Origin of the sequence: Microbacterium algihabitans (assembly GCF_032464975.1) — a bacterium.
Taxonomy (GTDB): Bacteria; Actinomycetota; Actinomycetes; order Actinomycetales; family Microbacteriaceae; genus Microbacterium; species Microbacterium algihabitans.
Genome location: NZ_JAWDIU010000002.1, coordinates 477900 through 491536, shown reverse-complemented (window position 1 = coordinate 491536; position 13637 = coordinate 477900). Strand labels below are relative to the sequence as shown.

The 13637-nt window shown below is 71.3% G+C and carries 11 protein-coding genes and 1 rRNA gene; 10 read left to right on the top strand and 2 right to left on the bottom strand.

From position 1 onward, the window contains the following. Positions 1 to 71 (top strand): 5S ribosomal RNA (gene rrf, locus RWH43_RS17700); the annotation flags it as partial. Between the two features lie 201 nt (positions 72 to 272). Then, positions 273 to 908, top strand: coding sequence for a gamma carbonic anhydrase family protein (locus tag RWH43_RS09590; protein ID WP_316001334.1), 636 nt, complete (start codon positions 273 to 275; stop codon positions 906 to 908). Here RWH43_RS09590 and RWH43_RS09585 read toward each other — a convergent pair. Then, entirely contained in the window at positions 871 to 3543 is a 2673-nt protein-coding gene (locus RWH43_RS09585; protein ID WP_316001333.1) for a phosphoenolpyruvate carboxylase, read from the bottom strand. The two genes, RWH43_RS09590 and RWH43_RS09585, sit on opposite strands and share 38 nt — an antisense overlap. Before the next feature lie 274 nt (positions 3544 to 3817). Between RWH43_RS09585 and RWH43_RS09580 the strand changes: the two genes are divergently transcribed. Next, positions 3818 to 4423, top strand: a complete 606-nt coding sequence (locus RWH43_RS09580; RefSeq protein WP_144835357.1) for a nucleoside triphosphate pyrophosphohydrolase — start codon at positions 3818 to 3820, stop codon at positions 4421 to 4423. Positions 4424 to 4509: 86 nt separating this feature from the next. Beyond that, complete coding sequence (gene hisS, locus RWH43_RS09575; RefSeq protein WP_316001345.1) at positions 4510 to 5757, top strand: histidine--tRNA ligase; 1248 nt, start codon at positions 4510 to 4512, stop codon at positions 5755 to 5757. Positions 5758 to 6226: 469 nt separating this feature from the next. Here hisS and RWH43_RS09570 read toward each other — a convergent pair whose 3' ends face one another. Next, complete coding sequence (locus RWH43_RS09570; protein WP_154096328.1) at positions 6227 to 7084, bottom strand: helix-turn-helix transcriptional regulator; 858 nt, start codon at positions 7082 to 7084, stop codon at positions 6227 to 6229. A 126-nt stretch (positions 7085 to 7210) separates the two neighbouring features. On the opposite strand from RWH43_RS09570, the gene RWH43_RS09565 reads away from it, so the two are divergent. From RWH43_RS09565 to RWH43_RS09540, 6 genes are all read left to right on the top strand, one after another. Beyond that, positions 7211 to 8650: an MFS transporter gene (locus RWH43_RS09565; protein WP_316001332.1), complete on the top strand. Its 1440-nt coding sequence runs from the start codon at positions 7211 to 7213 to the stop codon at positions 8648 to 8650. Between the two features lie 128 nt (positions 8651 to 8778). Next, the gene (locus RWH43_RS09560) at positions 8779 to 9621 is read left to right on the top strand and encodes an SGNH/GDSL hydrolase family protein (protein WP_316001331.1); all 843 of its coding nucleotides are present in this window, start codon (positions 8779 to 8781) and stop codon (positions 9619 to 9621) included. 195 nt (positions 9622 to 9816) lie between these two features. Further along, entirely contained in the window at positions 9817 to 10608 is a 792-nt protein-coding gene (locus RWH43_RS09555; protein WP_316001330.1) for a cytochrome c oxidase assembly protein, read from the top strand. A gap of 31 nt (positions 10609 to 10639) precedes the next feature. Then, positions 10640 to 11329, top strand: coding sequence for an O-methyltransferase (locus tag RWH43_RS09550; protein ID WP_316001329.1), 690 nt, complete (start codon positions 10640 to 10642; stop codon positions 11327 to 11329). A 164-nt stretch (positions 11330 to 11493) separates the two neighbouring features. Continuing rightward, positions 11494 to 12774, top strand: coding sequence for a phosphopyruvate hydratase (gene eno, locus RWH43_RS09545; RefSeq protein ID WP_144835313.1), 1281 nt, complete (start codon positions 11494 to 11496; stop codon positions 12772 to 12774). Between the two features lie 165 nt (positions 12775 to 12939). After that, positions 12940 to 13590 (top strand): FtsB family cell division protein, encoded by a 651-nt coding sequence (locus RWH43_RS09540; protein ID WP_230704915.1) that lies wholly within the window; start codon positions 12940 to 12942, stop codon positions 13588 to 13590. The last annotated feature ends 47 nt before the right edge of the window (positions 13591 to 13637 follow it).

Below are 13637 nucleotides of genomic sequence, written 5' to 3'. Positions count from 1 at the left end.
CGGAAGCTAAGCCTCTCAGCGCCGATGGTACTGCAGGGGGGACCCTGTGGGAGAGTAGGACACCGCCGGACTTCCTTTAAGTCGAAATGGCCACCCAAAGCTGGGTGGCCATTTCGCATTTACGGGCTCGATCGCGAGATCGACGCCTCGACGGCTTCAGCGCCGGTGCACACTTCCTCCGGGGAGTGCGCACCGGCGCTTCGTCGTATCCGGAGCACTCGAGTGCAGAAGCCCACACGACTACGCTGACGGCACCGGAGAAGGGACACGTCATGCTCTACTCACACCTGGGGGCTGAGCCCCGGATCCATCCCGATGCCGTCATCGCTCCCACCGCCGTGATCAGTGGCGATGTGACGATCGCCGCGGGATGCCAAGTGTTGCACGGGGCGGTCATCACCGCTGAGGGCAGCCGCGTCGTGCTGGGTGAGAACGCGATCGTCATGGAGAACGCCCTCGTTCGCGCCAGCTCGACGCACGCCGTGCACGTGGGAGCGCACACCCTCATCGGACCGATGGCGAGCGTCGCCGGCGCCGACATCGGAGAGGAGGTGTTCCTCGCCACCGGCACACGGGTGTTCAACGGTGCGGAGATCGGCGACCGCAGTGAAGTGCGCATCAACGCCGTCGTCCACGTGCGCACCGTCCTACCGGCCGACACCATCGTGCCGATCTCCTGGGTGGCGGTCGGTGATCCGGCGCAGATCCTGCCTCCTGACATGCACGAGGAGATCTGGGCCGCGCAGAAAGAGCTCGACTTCCCGGGTTACGTCTTCGGTCTCGACCGCGAGACGCCCGATCTGATGGTGCAGCTGACGGAGCGGTATGGCCGCAGTCTCGCGCGTCACTCCGCCGCATCGGGGACGGTTCTCAGCCGGTGTTCTGCAGGCCCGCCGCCACGCCGCTGACCGACAGCAGCAGAAGGCGCTGGTGCTCGGCATCCGGAGTCGGATTGTCGGCGTTGGTGTCGCGAAGCGCGCGCAGGGCACGCAGCTGCAGGAGGGAGAGGGCGTCGACGTAGGGGCTGCGCATCTTGACGGCACGCTGGAGCACCGGCTTGTTGCCGAGCAGCTCCCCTCCCGTGATGCGCTCGACCCACGAGCGGGTGAGGAGCATCTCGTCCATCACGAGCTGCGCCAGATCGTCGCGGTCCCCGAGGGCGAGGTAGCGACGGGCAATGCGCTCGTCGGCCTTCGCAAGGCTCATCGCCACGTTGTCGATCATCGCGCGGAACAGCGGCCACTGCTCGTACGCGTCGCGCAGACGGTGCTCGTCACCCACGGCGTCGAGGGCCGTGCCGAGTCCGAACCAGCCGGCGAGGTTGATGCGGGCCTGCGTCCACGAGAACACCCACGGAATGGCACGCAGGTCTTCGAGGGACTCGACGGAGAGACCACGGCGGGCGGGACGCGAGCCGAGGGCGAGGTGCCCGATCTCCTCCATGGGGGTGACCGTCGCGAACCAGGGGGCGAAGCCCGGAGCCTTGACCAGCGCGAAGAACCGTTCGCGCGAGGCGACGTCCATCGTCGCGGCGACGTCGGCGAAGGCCTCCGCCGCCCCGCGGTTGCGGCGCTCGATCGAGGGGGAGGAGGCGGTGAGCACCGCCGCCGCGACCTGATCGATGTGACGCATCGCGATGTCGGGGTCTCCGTAACGCGCGAAGATGACCTCGCCCTGCTCGGTGAGCTTGAACCGGCCGTCCACCGAATGCGGCGGCTGCGCGAGGATCGCGGAGTTGGCGGGTCCGCCACCGCGACCGAGGGCACCGCCGCGGCCGTGGAAGAGCGTCAGCTCGATGCCCTCGGCCTGCGCCCACGTCGAGATCTTCGCCTGCGCCTCGTACAGCGCGAGGTTGGCCGCGACGGGTCCGACGTCCTTCGAGGAGTCGGAGTAGCCGAGCATGACCTCGAGGCGGCGTCCGGTCGCCGCGAGGCGATCGGCGAACGAGGGGTGCGAGACGATCTCGGCCAGGATGCCGGGAGCCGCCTGCAGGTCGGCGAAGGTCTCGAACAGCGGGATGACGTCGAGGACCGGGAGGTCTTCACCCGGACCCATGGCGTACGAGGCGAGCTCGTGCACGTTGGCGAGGTCGTCGGCCGACTGCGTGAACGACACGATGTAGCGGCCGGCGGCGCGAGGGCCGAAGCGCTCCTGCACGTAGGCGACCGAGCGGAAGACCTCGAGCACCTCTTCGGTCTGCTCGCTGCGGGCGCCGCCCGAACGCAGCTCGTCGAGCACCTTGCGGTGCACCGCCGAGTGCTGGCGCACCTCGAGCTCGGTGAGGTGGAAGCCGTAGGTCTCCACCTGCCACACCAGACGCTGCAGCGCGCCGTATGCCTGACGCGAGGCACCGGCCGCCACCAGCGAGTCCTGCACGACGCGCAGATCGGTGAGCAGGTGCTCGGGATCGCGGTAGGCGAGGTCGGCGTTGCGCGTGCGGGTCGCGGCGATCTTGCGCGCGAGCAGCAGCAGGATGCGGCGGTGCGGCTCGGCAGGGGAGCGCTCGGCGATCTCGGCCGCGGCGTCTTCGTCGGCGGCGCGCAGACGGTGCCACAGCGCGACCAGAGCGTCGCTGGGCGGGGTGGTCTCGGCATCCAGGGTCAATCCCCGGCCCACGCGCTGCGTGGTGCGCTCGAGCCCCAGGAGCACGTGCTCGCTCGCGATCGCGGCGGCCTTGCGCGTGACGGATGCGGTGACGAACGGGTTGCCGTCGCGGTCGCCGCCGACCCAGGAGCCGACGCGGACGAACGGCTTGACGATCGGGGCGCGGGCCCCGGCGTTCTCGCCCTGCAGGATGTCGTCGATGCGGCGGTAGACCCGCGGGACGGCCGTGTAGAGCGTCTCGTCGAAGACGGCCATGACCGAGCGCACTTCGTCGACCGGCGACGGCTTCTCGCGTCGCAGCGGGGCGGTGCGCCAGAGGGTGTCGATCTCTTCGAGCATGCGACGCTCGGCGCGACGGCCCTCGGAGTCGTTGTCGCCCGCATCGTCGTGCTCGACGAGCAGCTCGGACAGGCGACGGATGCTCGTCGAGATCGCGCGACGCCGCGCCTCGGTGGGGTGCGCGGTGAAGACGGGGTGGAAGCGCAGCGCCTGGAGACGGCTGAGGGCCGTCTCTTCGCCGACCTCGCTCGCGAGGCGTTCGTAAGCGGTCGCGATGGTGTCGGGGCTGCCTCCGCGCGCGGGACGATCGCCGCGCTCGCGCAGCACGCGCACGCGCTGGTGCTCCTCGACGAGGTTGACGAGGTGGAAGTACGCCGTGAAGGCGCGGGCGACCTCGTCGGCGCGCTCGATCGAGAACCCGTCGGCGATGGCCGCCGCGCGCTCGAACGCCTCGGGTGTCTCGTCGGTGTAGGCCTGGATCGTCGCCGTTCGCAGGCGTTCGACGTCGTCGTACAGGCCGGGGGTGCCGCTCTCCTGAAGGACGCGGCCCAGGAGGGATCCGAGCAGGCGCACATCGGCACGCATCTGTTCGGGGAGCTCCTGGCCGGCTTCGAAGCGGCCCACGAGGTCGATGGCCTCGGTCGGGGTCAGTTCACGCACACGCCCCAGATTATCGGCGTCCCGTTGCCGACAAATCACACGTGACGTCGTGCGACGGTCGCCGGGGCCGAACTCCGGATTTTCTCCGGGGATGATCGGGGGAATCCGCAGGGTTTCGAGGTGGCGGGGGCGCGGCATCCGGAAAGATCCGGAGTTCGGCACGTGCCACCGCCCGGCGCCGCTCAGCCGGGGGATACTCGCAGTCAGCGGAGCCGCCGGGCCCGCGGAGGGAGAGGCCGTGAGCGACGACGCCCTGCGGGAAGCAGCCGAGACCATGCGGGCGGTGCGCGAGCGCTGCGTGTGGACGCAGCGAATCGACCACCGCGACCTCGTGCCCTACCTCGTCGAGGAGAGCGCGGAGGTCATCGACGCGGTCGAGGCGGGCACGCGCGCCGATCTGCGCGAGGAGCTCGGCGACCTGCTGTGGCAGGTGCTGTTCCATGCGGAGATCGCCGCGGGAGACCCCGACGACCCCTTCGACATCGACGACGTCGCCCGGGGGCTGACCGAGAAGATGGTGCGCCGGCACCCGCACGTGTTCGCGGATGCCGTGGCCACCACGCCCGAAGAGGTCCTCGTGCACTGGAATGCGGCCAAGGCGGCCGAGAAGCGCGAGCGCACGAGCGTGCTCGACGGGGTCAGCGACCACATGCCCTCGCTCGCCCTGGCGCAGAAGGTGATGGGCAAGGCGGTGCAGGTCGGCGTCTGCGCCCCCACGCATCACCTGGCCGATCCCGAGACCGAGGCAGAGCTCGGCGACGCGCTGCTCACGCTCGTGCACCTCGCCCGGGCTCGGGGGTGGGACGCCGAGCGCGCCCTGCGCGAGCGCGTGCGCGGTCTGCGCGCCGAGGTGCGCGAAGCGGAGGCCGGCGCGAGCTGACACGCTCGGCTTGCGCGCGGGCGGCGGGACCGCCCGAGTCGCTCTGGAAGAATGGCGCCGTGGCATCCGTGAACCCGCCGCGCGGCATGCGCGACTTCCTCCCCGCTGACAAGGCCCGTCGCGAGCGCGTGCTCGCCGTCATCCGCGAGCGTTACCGCGCGCACGGGTTCGACGAGATAGAGACCCCGGTCATGGAGGACTACGACCGCCTGCACGCCGGGATCGGTGGCGACAACGAGAAGCTGTCGTTCAGCATCCTCAAGCGGGGGATGGATGCCGATGGCATCCGCGCCGCTGCCGACGACCCTGCCGCGCTGGCCGACCTGGGTCTGCGCTACGACCTGACTGTTCCGCTCGCCCGGTTCTACGCCACGCACCGCGCGTCGCTGCCGACGGTGTTCCGCTCCATCCAGATCGCCCCGGTCTGGCGTGCCGAGCGCCCGCAGAAGGGCCGCTACCGCCAGTTCATGCAGTGCGACATCGACGTCATCGGCGACGCGTCGGCGCGCGCCGAGGCCGAGCTCATGGTCGCGAGCCTCGACGTGCTCGATGCGCTCGGGCTCGAGGGCGGCACGATCCGGGTCAACGACCGGCGCGCCCTCGATGCGATGCTCGACGTCTTCGGCTTCGCCCCCGAGGAGCGCCCGGGCGTGCTCATCACGATCGACAAGCTCGACAAGGTCGGCCCCTCGGGGGTCGTGGAAGAGCTGCGCGGACGCGGAGTGGACGCCGCGGCGGTGGATGCCTTCGCCGCGTACCTCGAGCGCCCCGCGGTCGAGTCGTCGTTCGATGAGGCCGGTATCCGCGCGGCGCTACCCGACGGCATCCCCGACGAGGTCGTCGCGCACCTCGTCGACCTCGGCGACACGGTGGCCGCCGCCCGCGGGGGAGCGGTACCGCTCGTCTTCGACCCGTTCCTCGTGCGCGGCATGGGGTACTACACGGGCACGATCTTCGAGCTCGCACACCCGAGCGTCGACTACTCGCTCGGCGGCGGGGGACGTTACGACGGCATGATCGGCCGCTTCCTCGGACAGCAGGTTCCGGCCGTCGGCTTCTCGATCGGCTTCGAGCGGATCGTCGACCTGCTGCCGGCCACCGACGCCGACGGCGAGCGTTCGGTCGTTCTCGTGCACGATCGCGACGTGCCGTTCGCCCAGCTGCTGTCCATCAAGACCGCGCTGGTCGCGCAGGGCGCGCGCGTGCGCGTGGAGCAGCGCGCGAAGAACATGAAAGCGCTGCTCGAGCGCTCCGCCGCCGACGGCTACACCTCGTTCGCGACGGTGACCACCGGCAGCGACGTCGACCACCTGGAGCTCAAGCCCCTGGGCTGAGCGCGGTGCCGGTCCCTCGGGTGACGAGGTGGCTGAGCTTGTCGGAGCCACCGGCCGCGCGTGGGTGCCGGGCCCTTCGACAGGCTCAGGGACCTCCGTACCGAGGTGGCTGAGCTTGTCGAAGCCGACGGGCGGGGCGTGGGTCCCGGGCCCTTCGACAGGCTCAGGGACCTCCGTACCGAGGTGGCTGAGCTTGTCGAAGCCGACGGGCGGGGTGTGGGTCTCGGGCCCTTCGACAGGCTCAGGGACCTCCCTTCGACAGGCTCAGGGATCCCTGGACCGAGGTGGCTGAGCTTGTCGAAGCCGACGGGCGGGGTGTGGGTCTCGGGCCCTTCGACAGGCTCAGGGACCTCCCTTCGACAGGCTCAGGGACCTCCCTTCGACAGGCTCAGGGACCTCCCTTCGACAGGCTCAGGGACCTCCCCTCGACGGGCTCAGGGACCTCCGAACCGAGGTGGCGGAGAGCGCCTCAGGCGACGGCGCTGATCAGCGCCTCGTCGGGGCGCTCGGCCGCGAGGCGTTCGAGACGGTCGGCGGTGGCGGCATCGCGCGGCGAGAACCACACCACCCGGGAGCCGAGCGCGTCGTCGAGCCAGAGACTCGACATCTCGAGGTTGAGCTCTCCGACCCGGGCGTGCACCAGGTGCTTCGTCGCGGCGCGCTCGCCCCCGACATCGCCCAGCCGCCAGAGCTCGGCGAATCGCGGGGACTGCTCCTCGAGCTCGGCGATGAACCGCTGCCACGCGGGCTCGTCGTGGTGACGCCCGAAGGCGGCGCGGAGCCGGGCGGCGATGCGGCGCTGCGCGTGGTCGAGGTCGACGTGAGCGCGCTGCCACTCGGTGTCGGTGAACAGGAGCACGGCGCAGTTGCGACGCTCGGCGGGCATCTGGTCGAGGTCGCCGAAGAGGTGGCGGTACGACCGGTTGTAGGCGCGGATGTCGAAGCGCGCGGTCTGCACCGCGGCGGGGTAGGGCAGCAGCTTCTCGAGCAGGTCGAGGTGTGCGGCGCCGACGCAGGGGCGGCTGTCGCGATCGGGCACGGGGAGGTCGGCGAGGGCGAACAGGTGATCACGCTCGTCGTCGCTGAGGCGCAGGGCGCGGGCGATCGCCGAGACGACCTGGGCGGATGCCGCGATGGGGCGGCCCTGCTCGAGCCAGGTGTACCAGGTGAGTCCGACCCCGGCGAGCTGGGCGACCTCTTCGCGGCGGAGTCCGACGACTCGTCGGCGCACGCCCTCGGGGAGCCCGACGTCGGCGGGACTCAGGCGCGCGCGGCGACTGCGCAGGAAGGCCGCGAAGGCGGCGCGGGTCTCGTCCGAGCGGGGCATGAACACTCCTGTCCTCCGGCGAGCCTAGAGCCGTGCGCGGCGGACGCTCGCACGGTGGGGAGTGCTCTCAGTACCAGGATGAGCAGACTCCTGGTACCAGGATGGCATCCGGTTCATCCTGGCACCATGACCAGTACCGCGCACCCTCAAACCGGGTCGGCCCCGATACCTCTCCGTCCCGGAGCGTTCGATGTTCCGACGTGGCGCTATGTCGGGTTCCTCCTCGGACCCTTCGCCGGCACGTTCGCGTTCAACGCCGTCACGGTCACCCTGCCGGCACTGCGCGACCGCTTCGGCGCGGGCGACGTGGCGCTCGAACTGGTCGTGGCGGGATACGGCATCCCGTTCGCGGTGTTCCTCATCCTGGGCGGCCGACTCGGCGACCGCTTCGGTCGTCACCGCCTGTTCGTCATCGGCATGGGGCTCTTCCTCGCCTCGGCCATCGCGTGCGCGGTCGCCCCCTCGATCGAGACGCTCATCGCGGCGCGCGTGGCGCAGGGACTCGGGGCGGCGCTGTGCACGCCGCAGGTGCTCGCGACGATCCAGGCGACCTCGCAGGGCCCCGCACGCACGAGGGCGATCGCCGCCTTCGGTGCGAGCGGCGGCATCGGCGCGGCCGTCGGTCAGGTAGCGGGCGGCGCTCTCGCGGCGACCTCGTTCGGCCCGGTCGAGGGCTGGCGCGCGGTGTTCGTCGTCGTGGCGCTCATCGCGGTCGCGGCGATCGTCTGCGCTCCGCTGGCACCGCGTTCCCGCGCCCACGAGGTGGTCGCGATCGACCTCGTGGGATCGGCGGTGCTCGCTGTCGGCATCCTCGCGGCATCCGTCGCCCTCACCTTCGGCCCCGCGTGGGGCTGGTCGTGGCCGGTGTGGGCGGTGCTCGCGCTCGCCGCCGTGGCCCTCGTGGCGATGTGGCGTCACCAGAACGCGATCGAGCGATCGGGACGCGTGCCCCTTCTGCCGCCGAGCGTGCTGCGCCTGCGCCCCCTGCAGCTCGGTCTGGTGGCCGCGGCGCTGTTCTTCGCGGGATACTCGGCGCTGCTGTACGTCTTCCCCCGCGCCGTCGAGGGCGGCGGACTGACCTCTCTGCAGGCCGGAATGGCGTTGCTGCCGTTCGCCGTCGTCTTCGCGGGGATGTCGCTCGCGGTCGCCCGCATCCAGAGCCGGCTCGGCGATGCGACGCTCGTGCTGGGGGTGAGCCTGCAGATCGTCGCCCTCGTGGCGATGACGGCGACCCTCGCGTTCGCCTGGGGGAGCGACATCGGCCTGTGGCTGCAGCCGGCCCTCGTGCTGCTCGGCGCGGGGCAGGCGCTGATCTTCTCCCCGCTGACCCAGCTGGTCGTGCGGGAGGTGCCGGTCGAGGCGGCGGGCCTGTCGGGCGGCATGTTCAGCACCGCCCAGCAGCTCGCGCTGTCGTTCGGGGTGATCGTGATCGGCAGCGTCGTCACTGTGACCGGGGTGACCGGCCGCGACGAGCTGGTCGCCGGCCTCGTGCTCGACATCGGACTCGCCGTCGCGGTGCTCGTGCTCGCGATGGTGCTGCGGGCCCGGGGCCGGCGCGGGGTCTGATCACGCGCGACCGGGAGCTCTCGGCATCCGCCTCTCGAAGGAGATGCACCGGATGCCGGGAGCCGGTCGTCTGCCGGGCGTCACGCCGCGTCCACCCCGCGTTCACCGGCGAGGGGTGTCATCGACGCATGTCCTCTCGTCGGCCCCTCGCCGTGACGGCCGCCTCCGCGGTCGCGATCCTCGGGGCGGGGGCGGTCGGAGCCCGCACCCTCATCGTGCGCCAGGCGGCGATCGCCCGGCGCCGCATCGGCAAGCCGCTCGGCGAACAGGCGCTCGACGCCGATCGCGTGTGGCGCCGCAAGAAGCATCCCGGCCGCCCGGTGGAGCTGCTGCTGCTCGGCGACTCGATCGCGGCGGGCCTGGGCGCGACGCACCGACGCGACACGCTCGGCGCGCGACTGGCGAAGGGCGTCGCGCGATCGGCCGGACGCCCGGTGCGGCTGCGCACCGCTGCTGTGGTCGGATCGGAGACCTCGGCCCTCGCCGCGCAGGTCGCCTCTCTCCCCGCGGGGTACCGACCGGATGCCGCGGTGATCGTCGTGGGCGGAAACGACGTCACGCACCGCATCCCGGCGTCGCGCGCGGCGGAGCAGCTCGAGCGGGTCGTGCGCGACCTGGGCGGACGCGGAGTGCCGGTGGTCGTCGGCACGTGCCCCGACCTCGGGACCCTCCGTGCGATCCCGCAGCCGCTGCGCGCACTCGCCGCCCGTTCGTCGCGACAGCTCGCGGCCGCGCAGGCCGCCGCCGTGCACCGGGTCGGGGGTCGCGTCGTGGCTCTCGCGCGCGCCGTGGGGCCGGTGTTCGCCGAGCGGCCCGACGAGATGTTCAGCGAGGATCGTTTCCACCCCAGCGCGCTCGGCTACCGCCGCACCGCCGAGGCCCTGCTGCCGGCCGTAATCGAGGTGCTCGAGCCGTCACCCGGAGTGCGCGCTGGCGATGTGCCCGACCGGGCGGGCGTGCCGAACTCCTGAAATCCGGGTCGGGCGGGCGCGCGCCGCCGCGGATCTCCGGGCTCGAGGTGCGGGACGCGTCGACTTCTCCGGAGTTCGGCACGCCCCGATCCCCGGCGGACGCATAACTCGTGGATCTACGTTTCCCTCACGCCTCCCATCGATGTCTTCCTCAGCACCTGGCGCGCCGATCCGCTCACGCTCGGCGTGCTCTTCGTGGCATCCGTCGCGTATCTGTTCGGCGTCCGGCGGGTGCGCCGTCGTGGTGAGACCTGGCCGGTGCTGCGCACGATCGGGTTCTTCGCTCTCGGACTGCTGCCGTACGCGGTGATCGAGCTCGGCTTCCTCGGGGTGTACTCGGCGGAGCTGCGGTGGGCCTTCTCGACGCGCGTCGCCCTGCTGATCTTCGCCGTGCCGGCGGGGATTGCGGCCGGGGGCCCGCTCGACCTCGTGCCCTCGGGCATCCGGGAGCGGTTCCTCGCGTCGAGGGTCACGCGCATCTTCGGCAACGCGATGATCGCCACCGTCGTCATCGCCGCGGTCTTCTGCCTCTTCCTCACCCCGATCGCCGGCATCCTGCGCGTGAATCCGGTGGTCGAGGCCTCGCTCGGGATCGTCGTGCCCCTCGTGGGGCTCGCGATGGTGCTGCCGATGATGGCGCTGGGCGCCGTGCACACCGGCACCTTCATCGCGATCGAGTTCCTGCTCGCGTTCGTCGAGCTGCTGATCGACTCCGTGCCCGGTCTGCTGCTGCGCCTCAACGACGGCATCCTGGATCTGATCCCGGATGCCGCGCAGACGGCGCCCTGGTGGCCCTCGCTGCTGCACGACCAGCACCTCGCCGGCGACATGATCTGGTTCATCGCCGAGTTCGCCGACGTGCCGATCCTCGTCATCCTCATGGTCCGTTGGATGCGCTCGGACCGCGTCGAGGCGAAGGGGTTCGACGACCTCTCCGACGAGGAGTACGACGAGATGACCCGCGCCCACCTGCGCGGAGAGCGTTGACCGCCCGCCCGCACGCCGACAGGCTGGGGGAGTGCGCACCCACGATGACGTCGACGCGTTCCTGACCGAGACCCTCGTCGGGTCCGACCCCGCGGGCGAGGCCGCGCTCGCCGCCCAGCACGACGCCGGACTGCCCGCGATCGAGGTCGCCCCGGTGAACGCGAAGTTCCTGCACCTGCTCACGCGAATCGCCGGGGCGCGCCGCGTGCTCGAGATCGGCACCCTCGGCGGGTACTCGACGATCTGGTTCGCCCGCGCCGTCGGCTCGGACGGGCAAGTCGTGACGATCGAGGCGGAACCGGCCAATGCGGAGATCGCCCGCGCGAATCTGGTGAACGCGGGCGTCGCGGACCGCGTCGACGTGCGCATCGGTCGCGGAGCGGACGTGCTGCCGACCCTCGTCGACGAAGAGCCGTTCGACCTCGTCTTCATCGACGCCGACAAGGAATCGAACGAGACCTACCTCGACTGGGCCGCGCGCCTCGGCCGACCCGGCACGGTCGTCGTGCTCGACAACGTCGTGCGCGGGGGAGAGGTCGCCGACGCCGACACGCCCGACAGCAAGGTGCAGGGCGCTCGCCGCGGCATCCTGATGCTCGGCTCCGACCCCCGCTTCGACGCCACGGCCGTGCAGACCCTCGACCGCAAGGGCTGGGACGGGGTGGCCGTGGCGATCGTGATGGATCCGGTGGCGGGCCTCGGCGGGCACAGAGGTCTCTGAGCCTGTCGAAGGGACCGGACCCACGCGCGCACCGGTGGCTTCGGCGGGCTCGGCCACCTCGCTCCCGACCCGGCCCCACGCCCGACGGGCGACATCACTAGACTCGACCACGGACCGACGACGCTCCGCCCCCTCTCCACCCAAGAACCAACGAGGAGTCCTTCGTGGCACTTATCGAGGCTGTCAACGCGCGCGAGATCCTGGATTCGCGCGGTAACCCGACCGTCGAGGTGGAGGTGCTCCTCGACGACGGAATCGTCCAGCGGGCCGCCGTCCCCTCCGGCGCGTCCACCGGCGCGTTCGAGGCCTACGAGCTGCGCGACGGCGACAAGAGCCGCTACAGCGGCAAGGGCGTGCTGAAGGCCGTCGCCGCGGTCGTCGACGAGCTCGGCCCCGCCATCGAGGGCGTCGAGGCCAGCGAGCAGCGCATCATCGACGAGATCCTCATCGAGACCGACGGCACGGAGAACAAGTCGCGCACGGGCGCCAACGCCATCCTCGGCGTCTCGCTCGCCGTGGCCAAGGCCGCCGCCGACAGCGCCGACCTCCCCCTGTTCCGCTACCTCGGCGGACCCAACGCGCACCTGCTGCCCGTCCCGCTGTTCAACGTCATCAACGGTGGCGAGCACGCCGACAACGGCATCGACTTCCAGGAGTTCTTCCTCGCCCCCATCGGCGCCGAGACCTACGGTGAGTCGCTGCGCTGGGGCACCGAGGTGTACCACGTCCTCAAGGGCGAGCTGAAGTCGGCCGGCTACAACACCGGCCTCGGCGACGAGGGCGGCTTCGCCCCCGACCTGCCCAGCAACCGCGAGGGCCTCGACTTCCTCATCCGCGCGATCGAGAAGGCCGGCTTCACCCCCGGCACGGACATCGCCGTCGGCCTCGACGTCGCCGCCACCGAGTTCTACAAGGACGGCGTCTACACGGTCGAGGGCAAGGAGTGGAGCGTCGACACGCTCGTCGACTACTTCGCCGACCTCGTCGCGAACTTCCCGATCGTCACGATCGAGGACGCCCTCGCCGAAGACGACTGGGACGGCTGGAAGAAGCTGACGGATGCCATCGGCACCAAGGTCCAGCTCGTCGGCGACGACCTGTTCGTCACCAACCCCAAGCGCCTGCAGCAGGGCATCGACCTCGGCGTCGCGAACTCGCTGCTGGTCAAGGTGAACCAGATCGGCACGCTGTCCGAGACGCTCGACGCGATCTCGCTGGCCACCCGCTCGGGCTACACCTCGATGCTGTCGCACCGCTCCGGTGAGACCGAGGACACCACGATCGCCGACCTCGCCGTCGCCGTGAACGCGGGCCAGATCAAGACCGGTGCCCCCGCGCGCAGCGAGCGCGTCGCGAAGTACAACCAGCTGCTCCGCATCGAAGAGGACCTCGGCGACGCCGCGGTCTTCGCGGGCCGCTCGGCGTTCCCCCGCTTCAAGGGCTGATCGACCGACCATCGAGGAGGGGGAGCCGAAAGGTTCCCCCTCCTTCGACGTTTCCGGCTGAACGGATGCCGAGACCCGGCGCGTCCGCGAGCCGCCGAGGCCCCGCGACGTAGACTCGCTCGGGTTCCGATGACGTGCGCGCCGGGACGAGGAAGGGAGCATGCCGTGGATCGACCGACATTGCCTCCCCGCCGCCCCGCGGCATCCGACGCCCCGAAGGCGAAGAAGACTGCTGCGCCGCGCGCCGGATCGTCCGCCCGTTCGTCCGCCTCACGCCCCGCTTCGACGCGACCGACCTCGTCGCGTCCCTCGGCTCCGCAGGCGACCGGCCGTCGTGTCGACGTGCGCGAGTGGCTGGGCAAGGTGCGCGTCTCGGGCTTCGTCGTCATCATGCTCGGCCTGGTGGTGCTCGGCACGTTCGTGCTCGTTCCGACCGTCGGCACCTACATGGACCAGCGCCAGCAGATCCAGGCCCTGCGCAGCGCGGTCGAGCTCAGCCAGTCGGAGGTCGCCGACCTGCAGACCCAGCGCGACCGGTGGTCGGACCCCGCCTACATCCGCACGCAGGCGCGGGAGCGGCTCGGCTACACGTTCCCCGGCGAGGTGGTCTACCTCATCGACAACGACCTCCCCGCCTCGGCGACGCCGCAGGAGCAGGACGACGTGAGCCAGGACGTCGGCCAGACGCACACCGACTGGATGGCGCAGATGGTCCGCTCGGTGGCCGCCTCGGGCGCAGCCCAGGTCGCGGTGCCCACGACCCCGACGATCGGCGTGCCCGACCCCGCGCCCACCGACGCCCCGCCCGCGGGCTGAGCCCGGCGCACGCTCGGCGGAGTGTCGCCGACCCCGGGTACCCTGAG